Origin of the sequence: Lentzea jiangxiensis (assembly GCF_900104175.1) — a bacterium.
Classification (GTDB): domain Bacteria; phylum Actinomycetota; class Actinomycetes; order Mycobacteriales; family Pseudonocardiaceae; genus Lentzea; species Lentzea jiangxiensis.
Window position 1 is genome coordinate 115,514 of sequence record NZ_FNIX01000020.1, and the last position, 24,022, is coordinate 139,535.

Genomic DNA, 24,022 nt, shown 5'->3' on the forward strand with positions numbered 1-24,022 from the left:
CTGGCCTCATTCTGTTCATGTGGATGAACAAGGATCACGAATGTGATTCAAGACCGCCCAAGGTCTTCCGTCCTACCGCAACAGTCTCGTAAGACCTACGTCACATATCCCGTGCGGGATGTGCCAGGTTCCGCCGCCCGAGGCCTGGTGCGCTCTCGCGGGCACACGTGTGTGCACGCTTGGAGGTCACATGGAAAGCCTCGATTGGGTCGTGGTCGCCGGCTACTTCGTGGTGATGGTCGGAATCGGCCTCTGGTCCCGCGGGCGGATCAAGAACGTCGCCGACTTCTTCACCGCGGGCGGCAAGATGCCCTGGTGGCTGTCCGGCATCTCCCACCACATGTCCGGGTACAGCGCCGTCATGTTCGTCGCGTTCGCGGCGGAGGCGTACCGGCTGGGCCTCACGGTCTACATCTGGTGGTCGCTGACGATCGGCATCGGTGTCGGCATCGGCGCGTTCCTCTGGGCGCCCGCCTGGAACCGGCTGCGGTCGAAGCACGACGTCAAGTCGCCCCTCGAGTACCTCGCCATCCGCTACAACGTCCCGACGCAGCAGGTCATGGCGTGGGCGGGTGCCGGTCTGAAGGTCGTCGACATCGCGGCCAAGTGGGTCGCCGTCGCGTTGCTGCTGCAGGGCTTCGCCGGTGTCCCGATCGGCTGGGGCATCGCGCTCGTCGGCGTCGTCACGATGGTCTACTCGGTGCTCGGCGGCCTGTGGGCCGACGCGCTGACCGACTTCGGCCAGTTCGTCATCCAGGGCCTCGCGGGCTTCGCGATGTTCTTCGCCGTCGCCTCGCACTTCGGCGGCATCGACTTCATGTGGACGATCTGGGACAAGCTCCCCGAGAGCCACAGCGACCCGCTGACCGGCCCCTACACGCTGACGTTCTTCATGGCGCTCTTCCTGATCAAGACGCTCGAGTACAACGGCGGCATGTGGAACCTGGCCCAGCGCTACATGGCGGCCCCGTCGGGCTTCGCCGCGAAGCGCTCGGCCCTGCTCTCGGCCGCGTTGTGGCTCGTGTGGCCGCTGGTCCTGTTCTTCCCGATGTGGGCAGCCCCGCTGATCGTGCCGGGCATGGAGGCCAACGCCGAACAGGCCTACGTCGAGATGGGCAAGGCCATGCTCCCCGCGGGCATGGTGGGTCTCGTCCTCGCCGGCTTCTTCTCGCACACGATGGCGATGGTCTCCTCCGACGCCAACGTCATCACCGCCGTCATCACCCGTGACATCCTTCCGCGACTGTGGAAGGGCGCACTCTCGATGAGCGCGGACGCACAGTTGAAACTGGCGCGCATCACCACGTTCGCGTTCATCGGCCTGTCGATGACCATCGCCCTGACCGCGGACACCAAGGGCTTCGTGCTGAAGGTCGTGATCGCCCTGGTGGCGGCCACGATGGGCCCGATCGCGATCCCGTTGATGCTCGGCCTGCTCCCGTGGTTCCGCAAGATCGGTCCCACGGCAGCGCTGTCGTCGACCGTCGGTGGCCTCTCCACCTGGGTGTTCCTCTACGTCGAGCAGCAGTTCCTGAAGGACTTCGCCGTCTCGCAGGCCCTGATCGTCTCGACGCCGCTGCTGGTCTCGCTGGTCCTGTACCTGGTGATCGGCTTCGCGAAGCCGGAACCGTCCCGGGAGCGCGACGCCCTGATCGACTCGCTGAAGTCCGACGAGCCCGACACGGCACCCGAACGAGCCGTTCGTTCCTGATGATCCTCGCGGCGGCGCACCCGAACAGGGGCGCCGCCGCGAGTCACACGCGGGGTGCCGTGGCGTGCGTCATCGTCACGAGACTCTCGCTCCGCCCGCATGCACAGTGGAGACATGGGTAAGTGGAGTCCCGCGGACGACGCGGAACTGGCAACGGGCTGGCGGCTCTGGCTGGAGCTGAGCGACCGCGTGTGGCCGGACCCGTCCTGGGACGGCACCCCCGCCGACGCCATCCGCCAAGTCCGCGCCCTCCTCACCGCCTGCGAGGAGATCCGTCTCACCTACCTGGCCGAGACCTCACAACCGTCCGTGGCCCTCTTGCAACTGCTGCAGTCGATGTCGTTCGTCGCCTCGTTCGCCGTCGACCTGTGGCACGACGACACGCACCCCCTGGACGTCGACCGTGCCGAGCTGCTGCACGGGGACCTGGCTTCGTTCGCCGAGCACGTGGCCGGAGTTCGGGCCGCTCTGGCCCGTGGCGGCGGCTGGGTGGAACTGGACCGCCGGCCGTGGGGCCTGCCGGTCGACTGAGCCCCTGAAAACCAGCTGCTGTCGTCAGGCTCATGGCGTCACGCGTCTTGACGGGCGACCCTCACTCCCAAGGCGCTGGCCGTCCGGGCGTGGAACACCTTCCCGATGGCACCGGTGGAGCTGCCTCGGGAGCTCAAGCTGCTGGGTTTCGACTACGAGTACCTCGACGAGTACGCGGAGGTCGGTGTCGCCCTCGAACGGTCCGCGGACCAGCTGGACGCCGAGATCGTGGCCGAGGCGCGGAGGATCGTTGCGTCCGGACGGCGGTGACGTGCAGGCACACAGCGAAGGCCCCAGGTCGTGGTGACCTGGGGCCTTCGCTGTTGGAGCGGGTGACGGGAATCGAACCCGCCTCTACAGCTTGGGAAGCTGTCGTTCTACCAATGAACTACACCCGCGAAGCACTGCGTCGCCGATCATACACAAGCCTGGGCTAGCCTGTCCCGGTGCTGCTGAGTGACCAGGATCTGCGCAAAGAGGTCGAGTCCGGCCGTCTCCTCCTCGACCCCTTCACCGTCGAGATGCTCCAGCCGTCGAGCATCGACGTGCGGCTGGACCGGTTCTTCCGGGTCTTCAACAACACGAGGTACACGCACATCGACCCGGCGCAGCAGCAAGACGACCTGACGAGCCTGGTCGAGACGCCCGAGGGTGAGCCGTTCGTGCTGCACCCCGGTGAGTTCGTGCTCGGCTCGACGTACGAGATGGTCACGTTGCCGGACGACCTGGCGGGGCGGCTCGAGGGCAAGTCCAGCCTCGGCCGGCTCGGGCTGCTCACGCACTCCACGGCGGGCTTCATCGACCCCGGCTTCTCGGGGCACATCACGCTGGAGTTGTCGAACGTCGCCAACCTGCCGATCACGTTGCACCCCGGCATGAAGATCGGGCAGCTCTGCCTGTTCAAGCTGTCCAGCCCGGCCGAGCACCCCTACGGCTCGGCGCAGACCGGGAGCCGGTACCAGGGGCAGCGCGGGCCCACGCCGAGCCGCGCCTACCTGAACTTCCACCGCACGGACACGCGCCGCTAGAAGCCGTAGCGCTCCAGCACCCGGCGCCGCAGGTCCGGGTCGGTGCGGGGCACCGGTTCCAGGAAGATCTCGTCGAGGTCGGGGAACTCCGCGTGCAGTTCCGCGGAGATGCGGACGCAGGCGATTTCCAGTTCGGACGCCGTCAGCGTGTCGACGAAGTCCAGGCGCGCGCAGAGCAGCACGCGGTCGGTGCCGATGAGCATCGTCAGCAGGTCCACGACGGCGTCGACCTCGGGTTCTCCGGCCAGGCGGTGCCAGATCGCCTTGACCACCACCGAGTCCGCCTGGCGGCCGATCAGCAGGCCGCGGTTGGTGCGCGCCAGGGTGTAGGCGACGAGTGCCAGCAGCACGCCGATCGCCAGCGAGGCGAGGCCGTCCCACACCGACGAGCCGGTCAGCTGGTGCAGGCCGAGGCCGAGGAACGCCAGGACCAGGCCGATCAGGGCGGCGGAGTCCTCGAGGAACACCGTCTTCACGGTCGGGTCGTCGGACACGCGCAGGAAGTCCCGGAAGCCGCGGCCGTGCTTCTTCGACTCGGAGCGGACCTGCCGGAACGCCTGGGTCCACGACACCGACTCGAGGGCGAAGGCCAGGCCCAGCACGATGTAGCCGACTAGCGGGCGGGTCTGTTCCTCCGGGGCGCCGAAGACTGTGCGAAAGCCCTCGTAGAACGCGAACACCGCGCCCGACGCGAAGATCGAGACGGCGGCCAGCAGCGACCAGAAGTAGCGCTCCTTGCCGTAGCCGAACGGGTGGCGGCGGTCGGCGGGGCGGTCGGAGCGGCGCAGGGCGGTCAGCAGCAGGGCCTCGGTGAACGTGTCGGCCACCGAGTGGGCCGCTTCGGAGAGGATCGCGGCCGAACCGGTCACCACGCCCGCGATGGCCTTCATGACCGCGATAGCCAGGTTGACCAGCAGCGCGAGGACGACTGTCAGCGTGCTCTCGCCTGCCCCCGACGGCTTCTCGCTCATGGTGATCAGCGTAGGACCGGTGGGGTGCGCCAGCCGGTCGTTACTGCATTCGAGTGAAATTCGGCGGGTGGGGCAACATCGGCAGCACCTGAGGTGTCTTACCTGCGGGATCCGCAACCAGGGGGACGCTGATCACCAAGGGGTGAGACGGAACGGCCCGCGTCCGGGAGAGACGCGGGCCGTTCTGCGTTTCCGTTGGGGCGCAACGGGAATAACGATCGGATCACCGCGGCAACCGGCTTGCCCGCTCGCGCGAGTCACCTCCGGTAGGCCCCGGACGGGCCTCTGGGGAATCTCGAACATGGGGGAAGCACCGATGCGCAAGTTCACCGTGGGTCTCTTCACGTCCGCAGCAGTCCTGCTCGCCGCCTCACCCGCGATCGCCGAGCGGCCGAACACCGTCAACGGCGAGGTGTGGCTCGACGTCAACGAGGACGGCGTGCGCCAGGCGGGCGAACCGCCGATGGCGGGTGTCCTGGTCGGCCTGCCGGGCAGACCTGCCAACGCCACCACCGACGAGCGCGGCCAATACAGCTTCACCGGGCTCGCCGACGGCACTTACGAGATGGAGTTCGCCCGGCCGCGGGGGCACGGTCTGACGAAGCCGGGGCGTGACTCCGACGTCGACTGGCTGCGCAGCGGCCGGCACACCGTCACCGTCCAGCACGGCTCGCGGCAGCGGGTGGACGCCGGCTACCGCAAGGCGGTGCACGACAAGAGCGTCGGCGTCGTCGTGGTGGACCGGCCGGTGGTCGCGGTCGGCGAGCGCGTCACGTTCCAGGTCTTCTACGGCAACATCGGCAACGTCGCCGACCAGCTCCAGTTCGACGCCCGCTGGGGTGCCGGGCTGAGGCTGGAGAGCATCACCGGCGACGTCCACCACGTCTGGGAGCGCGAGGCCACCACGTTGCTCGGCGCGGTCGCACCGAACACCGGTGAGCCGAACTTCGTGCTGGCCACGTTCGTCGCGACTGCTCCAGGGGATCTGAGCGTCGAGTTCAGCGCGCCGGCTGACGTCGAGGGCGACGTCAACCCGCAGAACAACGTCGTGCACGGGTACGTCAGCGTCACCGGCTGATGGGAAGCGCGGCCCGCGTCCGGGAAAGACGCGGGCCGCGCCGCATCTACCATCGTGGGATGGGCGACCGTGGTGCTGACGACATCGATGCCGAGGTCGAGTCGTGGAGGGCCGCGGTCCCGGCGATCGATCCGGTCAAGTACCTCGACTTCCTCGCCACGGAGATCGCCGCGCCGCACGGCCTCAACCGCGCCGACTACGAGATCCTCGCGCGCCTGTTCTGGATCGGGCCGCCGCACCGCCTCACGCCCAAGCAGTTCGCGAACGGCACGCTGAGCCCGGCCACGACGATCACCAGCCGGCTCGACCGGCTGGAGAAGGCCGGCCTGGTCGTGCGCGAGCTCGACCCGAGCGACCGGCGGTCGTCGCCGGCGACGCTCACGGACGCGGGCCGCGAGATCTTCCTGCGGACCGTCGCGGGTCAGGCGGAACGGGAGCGGGACCTCTTCACCGCGCTGCCGGGGACGGACCTCGAGACCCTGCGCGATCTGCTGCGCCAGGTCGTGGAGGTGCTGTCGGGCGACTTGGAACCCGCTCCTCGGCGCACATTCGACAGCGAGGTGGCTACCCGCTGTCCGAGTGACGGAGATCATGCAACGCCGGTCCCCCCGGATTCCGATACTCGGATGGGGTAGCGGAACCTGGGGGAACTGTGCGCAAGCTCTGCGCGGCCGCGATGGCGGCTGCCTTTCTCCTGCCCGTGGCCGGTACGGCCGCCGCGCAGGACGAGATCTCGATCGAAGGCCTCGTGTGGTTCGACCGCAACGAGGACGGCAAGACCGCCGGCGAGCCGGGTGTGCCGAACGAGAAGATCGTCAAGATCGTCCGGGACGGCTCCGGTGAGCTCGTCGGTGAGCACGCGACCGGCGCGGACGGCAGGTACGGCGTTCGCGACCTGCCCGCGGGCAGGTACGTGGTCAGCGTCGAGGTCGCCGGGCGGTACGCGCCCACCGGGCGCCGGAGCGTGACGACCGGAGGCGGCACCGTCGACTTCGGTGTGCGCGGTGGTCGGCTGATCGGCCACTCGTTCCTCGACCAGAACCGCAACGGCGGGATGGACGCGAACTTCTCCTCGGCGCCCTGCTCCTGACGGCGGGCACCACGGCGTTCTTCGTGGCGCGCCGCCGTCGTTCCTGATCCACCGAAAACTCCTGGGGACACAAGTGAAGAAGCTCTTCGCCGTCGCGATGACGGCTGCTCTCGCCCTGCCCGTCACGGCCACCTCGGCCGCGGCCCAGGGTGAGACGATCACCGTCGAGGGCCTGTTCTTCCTCGACCGCAACGGGGACAACCTCTTCAGCGAAGGGGAGAACGTCCGGGCCAACGGTCCCGGGGTCACCGTCTTCGTCGTGGGCACGAACGAGAAGGTCGGCAACTTCCCGACGGGTCCGGACGGCAGGTACAAGGCCGTGCTGCCCAAGGGGCCGAAGTACTCGATCGCCAACTCGGACATGTCCGACTACTCGACCACCAAGCCGGCCCGGGGCGCTGCCGAGTCCGCGTCGGACGCGGACTTCCCGCTGCGCGGGAACTTCCTCAACGGCTTCACGTTCGTCGACGCGAACGACGACGGCGTGAAGCAGGCCGGCGAGAAGACCCACGAGGGCAAGGTGAAGGTCACCGGCAAGACGGCGACCGGGGCCGACTTCTCCGCCGAGACCGGCGCGGGCGAGGACGGCCGCTACCTGCTCGACCTCCCGCTCGGCACCCTGACCGTCACCGCGCCGAACCTCGCGAAGAGCCGTCTCACGCTGGCGCGGCCCAAGTCCGACCAGGACGTCGACTGGCTGACCCGCAGCCGGGCCGTGCCGTTCACCCACGAGCGCAACGCGCGGGTCGACCTGCGCTACGTCGACGCCAAGGCCGACATGGCGCTCGCGTCCACGCTCTCGCCGGTCAAGGACACCTACACCCTCGGCGACCGGCTCGACCTGAAGCTCACGGTCTCCAACAAGGGCAACGTGCCGGTCGCGCCGACCGTCGTCCTCGGCAGCTTCTCCGCGAAGCTGCTGTCCCACAGCGACAACGTGACCCTGCAGCCCGGCACCGACGAGGTCTTCACCACCGTGGAGAAGATCCTGCCCGGCAAGCAGACCGAGATCGCTCTCAAGATCGAGCTGAACGACCTGGAGTACACCGAGGTGCACGCGATGGTGCGCTTCGTCCCCGAGGGCTACGAGGACGTCGACCACAAGAACAACGTCGTCAGCACGATGATCAAGGTCGTAGAAGGGGGCACCACGGCGCCGACGACCACCACGTCGCCTTCGCAGACCAGCGCCGCGCCGACGACCACCACGACCACGACCGCTCCGGCCGTGGCGCAGGCGGGCAACAGGTCCGGTCTCGCGTCCACGGGCGCGTCGCCGCTGGGCTTCCTCGGCCTCGGCGCGCTGCTCTTGGCGGCCGGCACGGGTGCGTTCCTCGTGGCGCGCCGCCGCCGCAGGTCCTGACCACTTAGGACACGCCACGGCTAGTCTGCGCGGCATGGGCATCTTGGTTCATGTGCTGCTGACCGCCGTGGCGGTCTGGGTGTCGACCGCCCTCCCGGGCATCGACCTGGGTGAGGGCACCACCGGGTCGAAGGTCCTCACGCTGCTCGGCGTCGCGGTGATCTTCGGCCTGGTGAACGCGGTCGTGAAGCCGCTGGTGAAGTTCTTCGGCTGCCTGTTCTACCTGCTCACGCTCGGCCTGATCGGGCTCGTGGTGAACGCGCTGCTGTTCATGCTCACCGGCTGGCTGGCCGAGCGGCTCGACCTGCCGTTCCGCGTCGACGGCTTCTGGCCCGCCTTCTGGGGCGCGATCATCGTCGCCCTCACCGGCTGGGTCCTGAACGTCGTCTACGACAAGGTCACCGACAAGGACTGACCCGGCGACGAAGAAGGCCCTCGGTCCGATGTGGACCGAGGGCCTTTCTCATGCCGTGGAACTCAGGCCTTCGCCTTGTCCTCGTTCGGCAGCGGCGTGCCGGTCGGGACCTCGTCGGTCGGCGTGTCCTGCTTTTCCGTGCCGCGGCGCACGGACTCCAGCAGCATCTGCGCGACGTCCACCACCTCGACGTGCGCACCGGCCTGGCCGTCGGACTGCCGCGCGGTGACGCCGTCGGTCAGCATCACGCGGCAGAACGGGCAGCCGGTCGCGATCTTCGACGGCGCGGTGCCGAGGGCCTCGTCCACGCGGTCGAGGTTGATGCGCTTGCCGATCCGCTCCTCCATCCACATGCGGGCGCCACCGGCACCGCAGCACATGGAGCGCTCCTCGTGGCGCGGCATCTCGCGCAGCTTCGCGCCGGACGCCCCGATGAGCTCGCGGGGGGCTTCGTAGACCTTGTTGTGGCGGCCCAGGTAGCACGGGTCGTGGTACGTGACGTCCTCGGTGACCGGCGCGACCGGCACCAGGCGGCGTTCGCGGACCAGCTTGTTCAGCAGCTGCGTGTGGTGCACGACCTCGTAGGTGCCGCCGACCTGCGGGTACTCGTTCGCGAGCGTGTTGAAGCAGTGCGCGCACGTCACGACGATCTTGCGCTGGCCGGCCGGGCGGTCCTCGAACACCGCGTTGAGCACCTCGACGTTCTGCTGCGCGAGCATCTGGAAGAGGAACTCGTTGCCGGCGCGGCGGGCCGGGTCACCGGTGCAGGTCTCCTCCGGGCCGAGCACCGTGTACTTCACGTCCGCGGTGTGCAGCAGCTCGGCGACGGCCCGCGTGGTCTTCTTCGCGCGGTCCTCGAACGCGCCGGCGCAGCCGACCCAGAACAGGTACTCCGCGTCGCCCAGGTCGCCGTCGAACACCGGCACCTCGAAGTCGAGGCCCTCGGTCCAGGCGAGGCGGTCCTTGGCGTTCTGACCCCAGGGGTTGCCCTTGTTCTCGAGGTTCTTGAACATGCCGCCGAGCTCGGTCGGGAAGTTCGACTCGATCAGCACCTGGTAGCGGCGCATGTCGACGATGTGGTCGACGTGCTCGATGTCGACCGGGCACTGCTCGACGCACGCGCCGCAGGTCGTGCACGACCACAGCACCTCGGGATCGATGACGCCGAGCTCGGCGGGACCGCCCACCAGCGGGCGCTCCGCCTCGGCCATCGCCAGCACGTCGATCGACTCGAGGCGCTTCTTGTAGTCCTCGTACTTGTCCTCGACCAGGCCGACCTCGTCACCGGCCATGTCGCGCGAGCCGCCGGCCAGCAGGTACGGCGCCTTGGCGTACGCGTGGTCGCGCAGCTGCGTGATGACCATCTTGGGCGACAGCGGCTTGCCGGTGTTCCAGGCGGGGCACTGCGACTGGCAGCGGCCGCACTCGGTGCAGGTGGAGAAGTCGAGCCAGCCCTTCCAGCTGAAGTCCTCGACCTTGCCGACGCCGAACACGTCCTTGTCCGGGTCGGCCTCCTCGAGGTCGAGCACCTTGCCGCCGGACATCATCGGCTTGAGCGCGCCCAAGGCGACGCCGCCGTCGTCCTCGCGCTTGAAGTAGATGTTGAAGAACGCCGAGAACCGGTGCCAGGCGACGCCCATCGTGAGGTTCCGGCCGACGACGACCAGCCAGATCATGCCGCTCAGCAGCTTGACCAGCGCCATCACCGACACCCAGATCGGTGCGGCGGGGAGGAGTTGTGAGAGCGGCTGCGTCACGAACGACGTCCACAGCGGCGCGGACTCGAGGCCGCTCGACTGCTTGAACGCCTTGACCATGAGGATGCCGATGCCCTCGATGATCACGACCGCCTCGACGAAGTAGGCGGAGCGGAAGCTCGAGCCAGCGAAGCGGGAGATCCGGTCGGCCCGGCGAGGGTGGTTGAGCTGGCGGATGATCGCCAGGGCCACACCGCCCACCACGGTGCCGAGGCCCAGCAGCTCGATCAGCAGCAGCCAAATCGACCACGTGCCGATGATCGGCCAGTGGAAGCGCGGCTCGAACACCTCGCCGTACGCTTCGAACAGCACCGCGGAGCCGATGAGGAAGCCCCACATCACCATCCAGTGCCACGGGGCGACCGAGCGGAACTTCGCCATCCTGGTGTGGGCGACGAACTCGACGATCATCGTCTTCATCCGCGGCACGAACGGCCCGAAGCGGGTGCCGTCCGGCTGGCCGAGCCGGATGATCCTGATCTGCTTCAGCACGCCGGCGACGAACACGCCCCAGGCGACGACGCTCACCGCCACGGCGACGAGTCCGAGAACCAGCTGGAGGGTCATGGCGGGAGTCTAGGCCAGGTTACCGCTGAGTAACCACTTGGACGTGGCCGGTGTCTCCTCACGGACCGGTCAAGAAGCCGGAACTGGCCCCAAAACTTGTGGAACAATCGTTCAGGTATCTGGTTCCAGCCTCCGGAGGTCGCCGTGTTGTACCTGCTCCTCGCCGCGGCGATCGTGGCGGAAATCGCGGCGACGGTCTCGTTGAAGCTGTCCGAGGGCTTCACCAGGCTGTGGCCCTCGGTCGTGGTCGTCGCCGGGTACGCCATCGCTTTCACGGCACTTTCGCGCGCGTTGAAGTCGGGTATGCCCGTGGGCGTCGCCTACGCCGTATGGTCGGCTGTCGGCGTCGCATCCGTCGCGATCATCGGCTGGAGGTTCCTCGGCGAGACCCTCAACCCGACGATGGTCATCGGGCTGGCGCTGATCATCGGAGGCGTGGTGACGCTCGAACTCGGGAGGACGCACTGACCGCGGTGGTGGAGAGCCAGAAGGTCGACGGCCGCAAGGCGCGCGGGGAGAAGAAGCGGCGGGCGATCGTCGAGGCCGCGCTGCGCGTGATCGAGCGCGAGGGCATCGCCGGCGTGACGCACCGCAGCGTCGCCCGTGAGGCGGGCGTGCCGACGACGGCGCCCACCTACTACTTCGCGACGCTCGACGAACTGCTGATCGCCACGCTGCTGTGGTCGGCCGAAGCGCTGTGCGACGACATCCTGAAGATCGTCGCGAGCGGCAGCGCGCGCGAGATCGCGTCGAGCCTCGCGAAGGCGGTCGGCTGCAACCGGGGCCGGACGCTCGCCGAGTACGAGCTGTACCTGCTGGCGGGCCGCCGTCCCGAGCTCAAGCCCGCCGCGCGCCGCTGGCTCGACCTGGCGGTGGAGCTCGCGCAGCCCGCCGACCCGGTCGCGTTCCGCGCGTTCCTCGCCGCGATCGACGGGCTGCTGGTGCAGGGCCTGATAGCCGACGTCGCCCCGACCGAGGACGAACTGGAGCCGATCGTGTCCTTCTTGATCCGCGGTCGCGACGATCCGGCCCCGCGCGCGGAGGAAGAATGAGGGCATGAAGTTCGCGCGAGAGGTGTCCGGCATCAGCCACGGGGTGAGCCTCGGGCTGCTGACAGCGCTGTACGTGCGCGACTCCCTCGCGTTGTCGGTGGACGTCGAACCGCACGTGCCCGGTCTGGACCCGCCGCTGCCGGTGCGGGTGCCGGCCGGGGTGGACCGCGCCGCGGTGACGGCGGAGTGGCCGGGCTGGTGGGCCGACGCGCTGGACGCGTGCACGCGCGGCGCCGAACCCGCGACGGCCGAGGACGCCACCGCGCTGCTGACCCGCCCCGCCTGCCGCGCCGCGGTGCTCGCGCTGAAGCCGGGCATCGAGCAGCTGCACCGCGTGCAGAGCCCGGCCGCGTTGCCGATCGGCGACGTGCTGCGCGGCGTCGAGTCGCGGATCGGCCGGTGGGCGCAGAGCGTGGAGCTGCACATCGCCGAGGTGCCGGTCGAGGGCCTGCTGTGGGAGCGGATCGCGCCCGCGCACGTGCTGGCGTCCACGCGGTTCCTGAACGACCCGGCGCGCACGGCGCCGGCGCTGCGCGCGGTCCTCGAAGACCTCGTCTGACGGGGTAGGGCCAGCCCCACCCCCTCTTCGGGGGCTGACTGCCGTGTCGCCGCGCCCCGCCACCTCTAGTTTTGTGCGCATGATGAGGACGGCGCTGGTGGCGTTGCTGGCGGGAGCGGTGCTGACAGGGCTGTCGGGCTGTGGCATCCGCATCGTGGAATACGAGTTCTCCGACGACCACGCCGTCGCGGAGAAGTTCACGTCGGTGCGTGCGCGCAACGGCTCGGGGGACGTGACGATCAGGTACCAGCAGGGCCTGACCGAGACGAAGATCCACCGCAGGGTGGAGCACAACAAGAACAACAAGCCGACCGGCGCCACCCACCGGGTCGAGGGCGACGCGCTGGTGCTGGACGCGTGCGGGGACAGCTGCGAGGTCAACTACGAGGTCCTGGTGCCCTCGGCCGACATCGCGGTCGTCGGTGACGTCGGGTCGGGCGACGCGGTCGTCGAGGGCCTGAAGTCCGTCGAGTACCAGACCGGCTCCGGCGACATCGCCACCCTGGACATCGCGGGGGACGTCAAGGTGAGCACCGGGTCCGGCGACTTCCGGGCCACCAGGGTGGGCGGCACCGCGACCGCCGACCTCGGGTCCGGGCGCATCGAGCTGAACACGGTGAAGGGCAAGGTTCTCGCCGTCACGAGGTCCGGCGATATCGACGGCTCCTTCCTCGGCGGCGACGTGATCGCCGACGCCAGCTCCGGCCGGGTCGAGCTGACCTTGGCGGAGCCGAGGTCGGTGCGGGTGATGAGCGGCTCCGGCGACGTCAACGTCCGGGTGCCGGGCGGCCCGTACCGGGTCACCGGGACGTCGGGCAGCGGGGAGCGCGAGGTCCACGTCGCGACCGACCCGAACGCGCCGCTCGAGCTGAACCTCACGACCGGGTCCGGCGAGGTGCGGGTGTTCGCGATCTGAGCTCGTCCGAGGGGGACTGTGTCGAGGGCCACTCCACAAGGGGTGGCCCTCGTCGCGTTGTGAGGGAACAACGGGACTTTCCCGGCCGTTGAGCCAGTCAGAAAGCTTGAGTCGGTTGGACTCAAGGTTGAGCAGGTGGCAAACTTGAGCCGGCAACGCTCAACAAGTACTAGCGGAAGGAACTCCAATGGCGCGTGCAGTCGGCATCGACTTGGGGACGACCAACTCCGTCGTCGCCGTTCTCGAGGGCGGTGAGCCGACGGTCATCGCCAACTCGGAGGGCTCGAGGACGACCCCGTCCATCGTCGCGTTCGCGAAGAACGGCGAGGTCCTCGTGGGTCAGCCCGCGAAGAACCAGGCCGTCACCAACGTCGACCGCACCATCCGGTCGGTCAAGCGCCACGTCGGCACCACCTGGAAGACCGACGAGGTCGACGGCAAGCAGTACACCTCGCAGGAGATCTCCGCGCGCGTGCTGATGAAGCTCAAGCGCGACGCCGAGGCGTACCTCGGTGAGGAGATCACCGACGCCGTCATCACCGTCCCCGCCTACTTCGAGGACGCGCAGCGCCAGGCCACCAAGGAAGCCGGCCAGATCGCCGGCCTCAACGTGCTGCGCATCGTCAACGAGCCGACTTCCGCCGCCCTGGCCTACGGCCTCGACAAGGGCGAGAAGGAGCAGACCATCCTGGTCTTCGACCTCGGTGGCGGCACGTTCGACGTCTCGCTGCTCGAGCTCGGCGACGGTGTGGTCGAGGTCCGCGCGACCTCCGGTGACAACCACCTCGGTGGCGACGACTGGGACCAGCGCATCGTCGACTGGCTGGTCGACCGCTTCAAGCAGGCCAACGGCATCGACCTGACCAAGGACAAGATGGCCCTGCAGCGGATCCGCGAGGCCGCCGAGAAGGCCAAGATCGAGCTGTCGAGCTCCAGCAACGCCTCGATCAACCTGCCGTACATCACCGTCGACGCGGACAAGAACCCGCTGTTCCTCGACGAGACGCTCTCGCGCGCCGAGTTCCAGCGGATCACGAACGACCTGCTCGAGCGCACCCGCGCGCCGTTCAACAACGTGATCAAGGACGCCGGCATCTCCGTCGGCGACATCGACCACGTCGTGCTCGTCGGTGGCTCGACCCGCATGCCCGCCGTCGCGGAGCTCGTCAAGGAGCTGACCGGCGGCCGTGAGCCCAACAAGGGCGTGAACCCGGACGAGGTCGTCGCCGTCGGCGCCGCCCTGCAGGCCGGTGTCCTCAAGGGCGAGGTCAAGGACGTCCTGCTGCTCGACGTCACCCCGCTGTCCCTCGGCATCGAGACCAAGGGCGGCATCATGACCAAGCTGATCGAGCGCAACACCACGATCCCGACGAAGCGCTCCGAGACCTTCACCACCGCGGACGACAACCAGCCGTCGGTGCAGATCCAGGTCTTCCAGGGCGAGCGCGAGATCGCGGCGCACAACAAGAAGCTCGGCATGTTCGAGCTGACCGGCCTGCCGCCCGCCCCGCGTGGCGTGCCGCAGATCGAGGTCACCTTCGACATCGACGCGAACGGCATCGTCCACGTGTCGGCGAAGGACCTGGGCACCGGCAAGGAGCAGTCGATGACGATCACCGGTGGCTCCGCGCTGCCGAAGGACGACATCGACCGCATGGTGAAGGACGCCGAGGCCCACGCGGAGGAGGACAAGCGCCGCCGCGAGGAGGCCGAGGTCCGCAACCAGGCCGAGACCCTGGTCTACCAGACGGAGAAGGTCGTCAAGGAGAACGACGACAAGCTCCCGGCGGAGATCAAGGAGAAGGTCAACGCCGCGATCGCCGAGGCGACCGAGGCGCTCAAGGGCACCGACATCGCCGCCATCAAGGCCGCGGTGGAGAAGCTCGCGACCGAGTCGCAGGCCATCGGCCAGGCGATCTACGCGAACGCTCCGGGTGCTCCCGGTGCCGAGGCCCCCGGTGCCGACGCTCCGGGTGCCGCCGGTGCGGGTGCCAAGAAGGACGACGACGTCGTCGACGCCGAGATCGTGGACGAGGACGAGAAGAAGTGACCGAACCGAGGCACGCCGCCCCTGACGAGGAGCAGCCTCAGGTCGTCGTGAACGACCGGCGCCGGATCGACCCCGAAACGGGGGAGGTCCGGGCGCCGGCCCACGCGGCATCCGAGGAGGGCCTGGGAGAAGGCACTGCTCCGGTTTCCGAAGAGCCCCTGGTCGCGGAGGTCGTGGACTCCGTCGCCGCCGAGCTGAAGACCCAGCTCGACGAGCGCACCGCGGACCTCCAGCGGCTCACCGCCGAGTACGCGAACTACCGCAAGCGGGTGGAACGCGACCGCGAAGCGGTGATCAACAACGCGAAGGCGTCCGTCGCCTCCGAGCTGCTCTCCGTGCTGGACGACATCGAGCGGGCCGCCGCGCACGGCGACCTGACCGGTGCGTTCAAGGCGGTGGCGGACAAGCTCGTGTCCACGTTGCAGAAGACCGGCCTGGAGCCGTTCGCGCACGAGGGCGAGGCGTTCGACCCGTCGGTGCACGAGGCCGTGCAGCACAGCACGTCCCCGGACGTCGAGGGGCCGACGGTCACCGCCGTCCTGCGCCGCGGCTACACGTTCGGCGACAAGCTCGTCCGGCCCGCGCTCGTCGCGGTGACCGACCACGAGCCCGGAGCGCCGGCTGAAGAAGCCTGAGGCTGATCATTTCGGGGAGGGAGGAGACGTCCGGTGAGTGCTAGGGACTGGATCGAAAAGGACTTCTACCGCGAGCTGGGCGTCTCCTCCGACGCGTCGGCCGACGAGGTCAAGAAGTCGTACCGCAAGCTCGCCCGCGAGCTGCACCCCGACGCGAACCCGGGTGACGCCAAGGCCGAGGCCCGCTTCAAGGCGGTCTCCGAGGCCTACGGCGTGCTGTCGGACCCGGCGAAGCGCAAGCAGTACGACGAGGCCCGCCGGCTGTTCGCGGGCGGCGGGGGCTTCCCCGGCTCCGGCGGGTTCGGCTCGGGCGGCTTCGACGTCAACGACCTGTTCGGCCGTGCCGCTCAGGGCGCCGGTGGCGGCGGCCTGGGCGACCTGCTCGGTGGCCTGTTCAACCGCCGCGGTGGTGCGTCGGCCGGCTCGGCCACGCGCCCCCGCCGCGGCGAGGACGTCGAGACCGACGTCCGCATCGACTTCACCGAGGCGGTGAAGGGAGCGACGGTGCCGCTGCGCCTGTCGTCCCCCGCCGCCTGCACGACGTGCAACGGCTCGGGTGCCAAGCCGGGCACCACGCCGCACACGTGCGCGACCTGTTCGGGGTCCGGCCTGGTCACGCGGTCGCAGGGCGCGTTCGCGTTCAGCGAGCCGTGCCGCGACTGCCGCGGCACCGGCCGGATCATCGACGACCCGTGCCCCGAGTGCGGCGGCGACGGTGTCAGCACCCGCACGCGCACGCTGACGGTGCGGATCCCGTCCGGGGTCGCCGACGGCCAGCGGATCCGCCTCGCGGGCCAGGGCGAACCGGGCCGCAACGGCGGCCCGAACGGCGACCTGTTCGTGCGGGTGCACGTCAACCCGCACGGCATCTTCGGCCGCCAGGGCAACGACCTGACGCTGACGGCGCCGATGACGTTCTCCGAGCTCGCGCTCGGAACGACGTTGACCGTGCCCACGCTCGACGGCAAGGTGACCTTGAAGGTGCCCGCCGGGACCGCCTCCGGGCGGGTGCTGCGGGCTCGGGGCAAGGGCATCACCAAGCGCGACGGCTCCTCCGGGGATCTGCTGATCACCCTGGAGGTCGCGGTGCCGAACAACCTCTCGTCCGAGGCCCGCGCGGCTCTCGAGGCGTACGCGGACGTGACAAAGGAACACGACCCACGTGGTGATCTGAACGCGCTGCTTGAAGGGCGGTGAAAGCGGTGGGTTTTCCGTTCCCTCCCGGGACCGATGAGGACACGCCGTTCTTCGTGATCTCGGTGGCGGCCCAGCTGTCCGGGCTGCACGCCCAGACCCTGCGGTCCTACGACCGGATGGGCCTGGTGTCGCCCGGCCGCACGCCCGGTGGCGGGCGCCGGTACTCGATGCGCGACATCGTGCTGCTGCGCGAGGTCCAGCGGCTCTCACAGGACGAGGGCGTGAACCTCGCCGGCATCAAGCGGATCATCGACCTGGAGAACCAGGTCGACGCCCTCCGCTCGCGGGTGGCCGAGCTCCAGCAGGAGCTCGCGCAGGCGCACGCGGCGGCCGACTCGGCCGCCGCCGCCGTGCACGCCTCCTACCGGCGGGACCTGGTCCCGATCCGGCAGGAGACGGCGCTCGTCGTGTGGAAACCGAAGCCCCGCAAGTGATCGAGCGCCTTTACGAGGTCTTCGCGACGCCGCGTCCCCGTGTGGTCGACTTCTGCGACCACTGCGTGGACGCCGCGAGCGTCGCGCCGTTCACCGAGGTTCCGCTGCGCCGGCTGACCTCCGAGCACCTCGGGGAGTTCTGGCTGCGGTCCGGGACGATCGGCGACGAGACCTTCGTGCGCTACCTGCTCCCGCGTGTGATGGAGCTGATCGCGGCCGGTGAGCTCGACGCCGACTTCTTCTGGCTGCGCCTCGTGACCGACGCCCACGAGAACGGCGACTCGGACGAACGGGCGGCCATCGAGGCCTACTTCCTCGCCACACCGCCCGCGCTGGCGGGTCTCGTCACCGGACGTCTGGACGACCTGCCCCCCGACGGTCGCACGGCCGCATGGCTGCGCGGACCGGAACCCCTCGCCGTGCTGGAGGAAGCCGCGCTGACCGAGCCCGACCCGGACGGCGCGTTCTCCGAGGCGCACCTCGGGCTCGAGGCTCACCGCTCGAAGTAGAACCCGGCTTCCAGGTCCTCCAGGAGACCGGGTTCCGTCGGTTCCCAGCCCAGCAACGACTTCGTGCGCTCGGCGGACGTCGGTGCGTCCCGCGACACCATGAACGCCAGTGCGCCGAAGTGCTCCTGTGCTCGTTCGGCCGGGATGCTCTCCGCCGGCACGCCCAGTTTGCGGCCGATGACCTCGGCGATCTCCCTCGTGGTCACGGCCTCCTCTGCCACCGCGTGCAGCACCGAGCCGGCGGGTGCCTTCTCCACGGCCAGGCGGTAGAGGCGTGCCGCGTCCAGGGTGTGGCCCGCTGACCAGCGATTCGTGCCGTCGCCGGGGTAGCCGGAGATGCCGGTGGCCCTCGCGGTCCCGACCAGGATCGGGATGAAGCCCGCCGTGTCCAGGCGGCTGTGGACGGTCGGCGGCAGGACCACCACGGAGCCGCGGACGTCCCGGGCGTCGATGATCGCGTTGCGGGCCGCGCCGCGGGGGCTGTCGTCCGGGACGCGTTCCTCCTCGGTGGCCGTGCGGCCCAGGTCCGAGTACGACAGGGTGCCGCTGGTGCCGACCAGGGGTTTGCCGGTGCCTGCCAGCTCGTCCAGGAACGCCCTGACGACGGTGAGGTCGGCGTCGGCGGCGCCCTGGTAGTCGCCCGCGTACATCTCGTCGTGCTTGAACGCCAGGTGGACCACCGCGTCGGACTCGGCCGCGCCCTTGCGCAGGCCGTCGAGGTCGTCGAGGTCACCGCGCAGGACCCGGGCGCCCTGGGCCTCCAGCTCGGCGGCGGACCCGTCGGAGCGGGCCAGGCCGACGACCTCGTGCCCCGCCCGCAGCAGTTCCGGGACCAGCGCTGAGCCGACGTGGCCGGTGGCACCCGTGACGAAAACCTTCATCGCACTTCCTCATCGTGATGGGACTTGGTCTCATCACGGTAGCAGAGTGATGGGACAAGGTCGCATCACTTAGGATGGGCGCATGGGTCGATGGGAGCCGGACGCGCGGGAGCGGTTGGTGCGCGCCGCACTCGACCTGTTCGGCGAGCAGGGGTACGAGAACACGGCGGTCGCGCAGATCGCGGAGCGCGCCGGACTCACGAAGAGCACGTTCTTCCGGCACTTCCGGGACAAGCGCGAGGTGCTGTTCGGTGGTCAAGACGAGCTGGCCGAGGTGCTCACGACCGGCATCGCCGAGGCGCCGGAGGGGGCCGGACCCCTGGCCGCGGTCGGGGCGGCGCTGGTCGCCGTCAGCGCCTGGTTCACCGACGCGCAGCGGGCGTACGGGCCGCAGCGGCAGGCGGTGATCGCGGGCAACGACGAGCTGCGCGAGCGTGCGGCGCTGAAGATGGTCGGGTTCGCCGTCGCGATGACGGACGCGCTGAAGCGGCGCGGGGTCGCCGAGCTGGAGGCCGCCGTGGCCGCCGAGCTCGGCGTGCTGGCGTTCCAGCGCGGCTACGACGCGTGGCTGGAGGCCGGCGGGGACTTCGGTGAGATCACCCGCCGGACGCTCCGTGACGTGCGCGAGGCAGCCAGCTCGCTAGAGGGCGCCGAGTAGTTCCTCGACCTCGGCCGCGATGCGGTCCAAGGCCTGCTCGTCGTCGTGGGCGGTGATCGCGCGGTCCATCCAGTCCGCGATCAGCGGCATCTGCTCCGGCCTCAGGCCGCGGGTGGTGACGCCGGGCGTGCCCAGGCGGATGCCGGACGGGTCGAACGGCTTGCGGGTGTCGAACGGAACGGCGTTGTAGTTGAGCTCGATGCCCGCCCGGTCGAGCGCCCGCGCGGCCGGCTTGCCGCCGATCAGCTTCGACGTGAGGTCGATCAGGACCAGGTGGTTGTCGGTGCCGCCGGACACCAGGTCGAAGCCGCGTTCCAGCAACGCCTCCGCGAGGGCTTGGGCGTTCCTCACGACCAGGTGCGCGTACTCGCGGAACTCCGGCTGTGCGGCCTCGTGCAGCGCCACGGCGATGGCGGCCGTGGTGTGGTTGTGCGGCCCGCCCTGCAGACCGGGGAAGATCGCGCGGTCGACGGCCTTCGCGTGCTCGGCGTCGCTGAGGATCATGGCTCCGCGCGGGCCCCTGAGGGTCTTGTGCGTCGTCGTGGTGATCACCGGGGCGTGGCCGACCGGAGACGGGTGCGCCCCGCCCGCGACCAGGCCGGCGATGTGCGCGATGTCGGCGACGAGGAGTGCGCCGACCTCGTTCGCGATCTGAGCGAACGCCGGGAAGTCGATGGTGCGCGGGATCGCCGTGCCGCCGCAGAAGATCACCTTCGGGCGTTCGGCCAGCGCGAGGGCGCGGACCTCGTCCAGGTCGACGCGGCCGGTGTCCTTGCGAACCTCGTACTGCACGCTGCGGAACCACTTGCCGGTGGCGGAGACGCTCCAGCCGTGCGTCAGGTGGCCGCCCATCGGCAGCGCCATGCCCATCACGGTGTCGCCAGGCTGCAGGAAGGCCAGGTAGACGGCGAGGTTCGCCGGGGAACCCGAGTACGGCTGGACGTTCGCGTGGTCCACGCCGAACAGCGCCTTCGCGCGTTCCTGCGCCAGCAGCTCGACCTGGTCGACGACCTGCTGGCCCTCGTAGTACCGCTTGCCGGGGTAGCCCTCGGAGTACTTGTTGGTCAGCACCGAGCCTGTTGCCTCAAGCACGGCGGCCGACACGTCGTTCTCGGACGCGATCATGCGCAGTTTCCGGGCCTGCCGCTCGGCCTCTGCGGTGACCAGGGCGAACACGGCGGGATCTGTCTCAGCGAGCACAGCGCGACTCCACGCCGGGCACCCAGGCGTTCGGTGCGCTCGGCAGTCGCTTCCCGGTGGTCGCTTCCACCCTCGGCACGCCAGTCGCGGACGTGCCGAGCTTAGTCCAGCGTGAACGGGTCGTACTTGATCCGGTCGAGCGGAGTTCCGGCGACCAGCATGCGGGAGACCGTCGACCTGATCATGGCGGGGCTGCCGCAGACCAGGACGTCGCGTTCCTCCCACGCGCCGTAGCGGGTGACCACGTCGGCGAGGCTGCCCTGCTCGACCCCCCGGACGCCGGGGTCGGACTCCAGCACCGGCACGACCGTGAGCCACGGGTTCGTGGTCGCGATGCGCTGCAGGTTGTCCAGGTCGTAGAGGTCCTCGCGGGTGCGGCCGCCGTAGAACAGGTGCACGCGCGGGTTCTCGCCGTACTGCGCCATCTCGTCGATGATCGCGTGCATCGGCGCGACACCCGTGCCGCCGGCCACCATCAGGATGTCCGACCCGGCCGTGCGGTCGACCGAGAGACGTCCCATGGGCGGTCCGATGCGCCACGTGTCACCGGGCTGCGTGTGGCCGACCACCGAGCGGGACACCCAGCCGCCGTCGACGGACCGGATGTGGAACTCGATGACGCCGTCCTCGCGGGGGGCGTTCGCCGGCGTGTAGTACCGCCACAGGCGCTTGCGCTGCGGCGTCTCCACGCTGACGTACTGACCGGCCTTGTAGTTGACCGGGTGGTCGGGCTGCAGCCGCACGACCGCCAGGTCCCACGAGACGCGCTGGTGCTCCAGCACCGTCGCGTGCCAGTACGCGGGTCCGGTGTCGGCGTCGGCCGCCTCCTGCATGGCCCTGGCCATGAGGGTGTAGGCCTCGGCCCACGCCATCTCGACCTTCGGCGTCCAGGCGGCACCGGCGAACTTCTTCACCGCGGACAGCAGTGCCGTCCCGACCGCCTCGTAGTGGACGTTGATGACACCGAACTTGCGGTGGTCGCGGCCCAGCTGGCGCAGGAACGGGATGAGGTCGTCCGGGCGGTCGACCATTTGCACCACGTGCACGAGGGCACGCAGCAGCCGGCTGCGTTGCACCTCCATGTTCGCGGGGAACATCTCGCGTGTGGCGGGCGAGAGCGAGAAGAGCATTCCGTAGAAGAACTTCGCCACTTCTTCGGAATGCGGCTCCACCACCGCGAAGCTCTCCCGGATCATCCGCACCATCGCGGTGACGCCGGGGGGTGGCTCTCGGTGGGGCGGGGTAGGGATGGGGCTCAGCACAGCGTTCGCAGTCATGGTCCGCGCGCAGTCTCCACGTTCTGATTGGCGCCAGCAAGGCGCTGTCGTCCTCGACAAGCATCCGTCCCCCGACAGAGTGGACAGTAACCCCTGTCGGGCCGCTTGACTCCTTGATGCCACCTTCGAGCGAAGCACGATTACTTTAGGTGAGTGGTTGCTACCGCAACAGTGTGAATGTGAGGGTCCTTCTGTACCGGGTTGCGCGCTTGCGTGCTTGGGTAGGCCGCGTGTCCCCGCCTGAGTTGACTGAAACCACCTCACCCAACCGTGTCGAGCTCCCCGGGTCACGCGGAGAGCACTTCCTCCAATGTGCCCTGGAGACGTCCGATCGCGCCAGACGCTTCTACACGGACCAGGTGCTGGACCACCTCAACCCCGCGATGGCCGAGTTCGTCGGCCGGATGGAGATGGCCTTCATCTCGACGGCCGACGCCGACGGGGAGTGCGACTCGACGCTGCGCTGCGGGCCGGCCGGGTTCCTCCACGTCGTCGACTCGCGGACCGTCGTGTACCCCGAGTACCGCGGCAACGGCGTCATGGCGTCGCTGGGCAACATCATGGAGAACCCGCACGTCGGGATGCTGATGGTGGACTTCACCGAAGACCTGATCGGGCTGCACGTGAACGGGCGTGCCCGGATCGCTCCGCTCTCCGAGTTCGCGGAGCTCGCCGGAGGGGACCGGAAGGTCGAGCGGTGGGTGGTGGTGGAGGTGCAGGAGGCCTACGTCCACTGCCGCAAGCACATCCCCCGGATGGTGCCCGTGGACCGGACCCGGGACTGGGGGACCGACGACGTCCGGCGCAAGGGTGGCGACTTCTTCGGGGTCAAGGCGAATCGGATGAGCTCGGCGGAGAGCTGATCCCGGCGGTGTGGTGACGGCCTGCGCACCTGGCGCGCGGGCCGTCTCGTCGTTCGAGGGCCTGTCCGCGCGACTTCGCTGCTCCCGATTTCCCGGGGCGCCCGATCTCGACTCCACCGGGGAGCGCGAACCTGTGTGACGTATCAGCCACCGAATTAGTTGGCCTAGCTAACTATCTCCAGATATAGTTGTATGGCGTCAACTAACTACTGGAGGTGTGCTTGAACCGGCCCTCGTCACACAGGGAGATCCTCGAAGCGCTGTCCGGCATCTGGGTCGCGCTGCTGGTCGCCATTCTCAGCTCCACCATCGTCTCGAACGCTCTCCCGACGATCCTGGCCGAGCTCAAGGGCACGCAGACCCAGTACACGTGGGTCATCACGGCGATGTTGCTGGCTTCCACGGCGAGCACGCCGTTGTGGGGCAAGCTCGCGGACCTGTTCGACAAGAAGAAGCTGTTGCAGGCGGCGATCGTGTTGTTCGTCGTCGGCTCCGTGCTGGCCGGGTTCAGCCAGAACATGGAGCAGCTCATCGGGTTCCGGGTCGTGCAGGGGCTCGGGATGGGTGGTGTGCAGGCGCTCGGGCAGGTCGTCGTGGGGGCGTTGCTCAGCCCGCGCGAGCGTGGGCGCTACAGCGGCTACACCGGCATGGTGATCTCCGCCGGCACGGTCGGCGGGCCGCTGGTCGGCGGGTTCCTCGTCGACTGGCCGGGGTGGCGGTGGTGCTTCTTCGTCTGCGTGCCGCTGGCGCTGGTGGCGCTGGGCGTGCTGCACAAGACGCTGCACCTGCCGGTGAAGAAGCAGCACGTGAAGATCGACTACCTCGGGGCCACGCTCATCACCGGTGGTGTGAGCCTGGTGCTGATGTGGGTGTCGTTCGCCGGCAAGGACTTCGCCTGGGTCAGCCGGGAGAGCGCGCTGTTCGTCGCCGGGGCGCTGCTGGCGATCACCGGTGCCTACTTCGTGGAGCGGCGGGCTTCCGCGCCGGTCATCCCGCTGCACCTGTTCCGGAATCGGACGGTCGTGCTGGCGATGCTCGGTGGTGTCGCGGTGGGCACGGCGATGTTCGGGGCCTCGGTGTTCATGGGCCAGTACTTCCAGATCGCCCGCGGGTTCTCGCCGACCAAGGCCGGGTTGCTGACGGTGCCGCTGGTGCTCGGGCTGAGCGTGTCGTCGACGGTCAGCGGGCAGTTGATCGCCAGGAGCGGCAGGTGGAAGAGCTACCTCGTCTGGGGGTCGTTCTCGCTGGTCGCCGGGTTGGCGCTGCTCGGGACGATCGAC

At 69.3% G+C, this 24,022-nt stretch carries 26 protein-coding genes, 1 tRNA gene and 1 riboswitch; of the genes, 21 read left to right on the plus strand and 6 right to left on the minus strand.

Features of this window, described 5'->3' with window-relative positions:
* The first annotated feature begins 190 nt into the window (after positions 1-190).
* From BLQ91_RS33705 to BLQ91_RS41750, 3 genes are all read left to right on the plus strand, one after another.
* Complete coding sequence (locus BLQ91_RS33705) at positions 191-1,711, plus strand: sodium:solute symporter family protein (protein WP_090103541.1); 1,521 nt, start codon at positions 191-193, stop codon at positions 1,709-1,711.
* A gap of 114 nt (positions 1,712-1,825) precedes the next feature.
* Entirely contained in the window at positions 1,826-2,242 is a 417-nt protein-coding gene (locus tag BLQ91_RS33710; protein ID WP_090103544.1) for a hypothetical protein, read from the plus strand.
* A 105-nt stretch (positions 2,243-2,347) separates the two neighbouring features.
* Positions 2,348-2,512: a hypothetical protein gene (locus BLQ91_RS41750; protein ID WP_218130500.1), complete on the plus strand. Its 165-nt coding sequence runs from the start codon at positions 2,348-2,350 to the stop codon at positions 2,510-2,512.
* Between the two features lie 54 nt (positions 2,513-2,566).
* Here BLQ91_RS41750 and BLQ91_RS33715 read toward each other — a convergent pair.
* Positions 2,567-2,640 (minus strand) — tRNA-Gly (locus tag BLQ91_RS33715).
* Between the two features lie 48 nt (positions 2,641-2,688).
* Here BLQ91_RS33715 and dcd point away from each other — a divergent pair.
* The gene (dcd, locus tag BLQ91_RS33720; RefSeq protein ID WP_090103546.1) at positions 2,689-3,270 is read left to right on the plus strand and encodes a dCTP deaminase; all 582 of its coding nucleotides are present in this window, start codon (positions 2,689-2,691) and stop codon (positions 3,268-3,270) included.
* Here dcd and BLQ91_RS33725 read toward each other — a convergent pair.
* Entirely contained in the window at positions 3,267-4,241 is a 975-nt protein-coding gene (locus BLQ91_RS33725; protein WP_090103548.1) for a cation diffusion facilitator family transporter, read from the minus strand. The genes dcd and BLQ91_RS33725 overlap by 4 nt on opposite strands.
* Positions 4,242-4,557: 316 nt before the next feature.
* On the opposite strand from BLQ91_RS33725, the gene BLQ91_RS33730 reads away from it, so the two are divergent.
* The 5 genes from BLQ91_RS33730 (at position 4,558) to BLQ91_RS33750 (ending at position 8,187) form a co-directional block, all read left to right on the plus strand.
* Positions 4,558-5,319: an SdrD B-like domain-containing protein gene (locus BLQ91_RS33730; protein WP_176960091.1), complete on the plus strand. Its 762-nt coding sequence runs from the start codon at positions 4,558-4,560 to the stop codon at positions 5,317-5,319.
* 59 nt (positions 5,320-5,378) lie between these two features.
* A complete protein-coding gene (locus BLQ91_RS33735; protein WP_176960092.1) occupies positions 5,379-5,954 on the plus strand; it encodes a MarR family winged helix-turn-helix transcriptional regulator in 576 nt (191 codons plus the stop codon).
* 17 nt (positions 5,955-5,971) lie between these two features.
* Positions 5,972-6,409 (plus strand): SdrD B-like domain-containing protein, encoded by a 438-nt coding sequence (locus BLQ91_RS33740; RefSeq protein WP_090103554.1) that lies wholly within the window; start codon positions 5,972-5,974, stop codon positions 6,407-6,409.
* Between the two features lie 73 nt (positions 6,410-6,482).
* Entirely contained in the window at positions 6,483-7,772 is a 1,290-nt protein-coding gene (locus BLQ91_RS33745; RefSeq protein WP_090103556.1) for a hypothetical protein, read from the plus strand.
* Positions 7,773-7,806: 34 nt separating this feature from the next.
* Positions 7,807-8,187, plus strand: coding sequence for a phage holin family protein (locus tag BLQ91_RS33750; protein WP_090103558.1), 381 nt, complete (start codon positions 7,807-7,809; stop codon positions 8,185-8,187).
* Between the two features lie 62 nt (positions 8,188-8,249).
* Here the strand turns inward: BLQ91_RS33750 and BLQ91_RS33755 are convergent, their stop codons facing one another.
* Positions 8,250-10,511, minus strand: coding sequence for a (Fe-S)-binding protein (locus BLQ91_RS33755; RefSeq protein WP_090103560.1), 2,262 nt, complete (start codon positions 10,509-10,511; stop codon positions 8,250-8,252).
* A gap of 144 nt (positions 10,512-10,655) precedes the next feature.
* Here BLQ91_RS33755 and BLQ91_RS33760 point away from each other — a divergent pair, with 144 nt between their 5' ends.
* From BLQ91_RS33760 to BLQ91_RS33800, 9 genes are all read left to right on the plus strand, one after another.
* Complete coding sequence (locus BLQ91_RS33760) at positions 10,656-10,979, plus strand: DMT family transporter (RefSeq protein WP_090103562.1); 324 nt, start codon at positions 10,656-10,658, stop codon at positions 10,977-10,979.
* Positions 10,980-10,987: 8 nt separating this feature from the next.
* The gene (locus BLQ91_RS33765; protein WP_090103633.1) at positions 10,988-11,563 is read left to right on the plus strand and encodes a TetR/AcrR family transcriptional regulator; all 576 of its coding nucleotides are present in this window, start codon (positions 10,988-10,990) and stop codon (positions 11,561-11,563) included.
* Between the two features lie 4 nt (positions 11,564-11,567).
* Positions 11,568-12,122: a hypothetical protein gene (locus BLQ91_RS33770; RefSeq protein ID WP_090103564.1), complete on the plus strand. Its 555-nt coding sequence runs from the start codon at positions 11,568-11,570 to the stop codon at positions 12,120-12,122.
* A gap of 79 nt (positions 12,123-12,201) precedes the next feature.
* Positions 12,202-13,038, plus strand: coding sequence for a DUF4097 family beta strand repeat-containing protein (locus tag BLQ91_RS33775; RefSeq protein ID WP_090103567.1), 837 nt, complete (start codon positions 12,202-12,204; stop codon positions 13,036-13,038).
* A 187-nt stretch (positions 13,039-13,225) separates the two neighbouring features.
* The gene (dnaK, locus tag BLQ91_RS33780) at positions 13,226-15,088 is read left to right on the plus strand and encodes a molecular chaperone DnaK (RefSeq protein ID WP_090103569.1); all 1,863 of its coding nucleotides are present in this window, start codon (positions 13,226-13,228) and stop codon (positions 15,086-15,088) included.
* Positions 15,085-15,723, plus strand: a complete 639-nt coding sequence (gene grpE / locus BLQ91_RS33785; protein WP_090103572.1) for a nucleotide exchange factor GrpE — start codon at positions 15,085-15,087, stop codon at positions 15,721-15,723. Before dnaK ends, grpE begins: the two co-directional genes overlap by 4 nt.
* Positions 15,724-15,756: 33 nt before the next feature.
* The gene (gene dnaJ / locus BLQ91_RS33790; protein WP_090103574.1) at positions 15,757-16,920 is read left to right on the plus strand and encodes a molecular chaperone DnaJ; all 1,164 of its coding nucleotides are present in this window, start codon (positions 15,757-15,759) and stop codon (positions 16,918-16,920) included.
* 5 nt (positions 16,921-16,925) lie between these two features.
* Positions 16,926-17,354: a heat shock protein transcriptional repressor HspR gene (locus tag BLQ91_RS33795; protein ID WP_090103635.1), complete on the plus strand. Its 429-nt coding sequence runs from the start codon at positions 16,926-16,928 to the stop codon at positions 17,352-17,354.
* Positions 17,351-17,863, plus strand: a complete 513-nt coding sequence (locus BLQ91_RS33800; protein ID WP_090103576.1) for a hypothetical protein — start codon at positions 17,351-17,353, stop codon at positions 17,861-17,863. Before BLQ91_RS33795 ends, BLQ91_RS33800 begins: the two co-directional genes overlap by 4 nt.
* Here the strand turns inward: BLQ91_RS33800 and BLQ91_RS33805 are convergent.
* Positions 17,848-18,744: an SDR family oxidoreductase gene (locus BLQ91_RS33805; protein WP_090103578.1), complete on the minus strand. Its 897-nt coding sequence runs from the start codon at positions 18,742-18,744 to the stop codon at positions 17,848-17,850. The genes BLQ91_RS33800 and BLQ91_RS33805 overlap by 16 nt on opposite strands.
* An 82-nt stretch (positions 18,745-18,826) precedes the next feature.
* Here BLQ91_RS33805 and BLQ91_RS33810 point away from each other — a divergent pair, with 82 nt between their 5' ends.
* Positions 18,827-19,402, plus strand: a complete 576-nt coding sequence (locus BLQ91_RS33810) for a TetR/AcrR family transcriptional regulator (RefSeq protein WP_090103581.1) — start codon at positions 18,827-18,829, stop codon at positions 19,400-19,402.
* Here BLQ91_RS33810 and BLQ91_RS33815 read toward each other — a convergent pair.
* Complete coding sequence (locus BLQ91_RS33815) at positions 19,385-20,602, minus strand: serine hydroxymethyltransferase (protein ID WP_090103583.1); 1,218 nt, start codon at positions 20,600-20,602, stop codon at positions 19,385-19,387. The genes BLQ91_RS33810 and BLQ91_RS33815 overlap by 18 nt on opposite strands.
* Before the next feature lie 13 nt (positions 20,603-20,615).
* Positions 20,616-20,700, minus strand: a riboswitch (ZMP/ZTP riboswitch).
* 3 nt (positions 20,701-20,703) lie between these two features.
* Positions 20,704-21,807 (minus strand): FAD-binding oxidoreductase, encoded by a 1,104-nt coding sequence (locus BLQ91_RS33820; RefSeq protein ID WP_090103584.1) that lies wholly within the window; start codon positions 21,805-21,807, stop codon positions 20,704-20,706.
* A 431-nt stretch (positions 21,808-22,238) separates the two neighbouring features.
* Here BLQ91_RS33820 and BLQ91_RS33825 point away from each other — a divergent pair, with 431 nt between their 5' ends.
* A complete protein-coding gene (locus BLQ91_RS33825; RefSeq protein WP_342670681.1) occupies positions 22,239-22,742 on the plus strand; it encodes a pyridoxamine 5'-phosphate oxidase family protein in 504 nt (167 codons plus the stop codon).
* A gap of 221 nt (positions 22,743-22,963) precedes the next feature.
* Positions 22,964-24,022: MFS transporter (locus tag BLQ91_RS33830; RefSeq protein WP_218130502.1), on the plus strand; the 1,059-nt coding region annotated here is incomplete at its 3' end.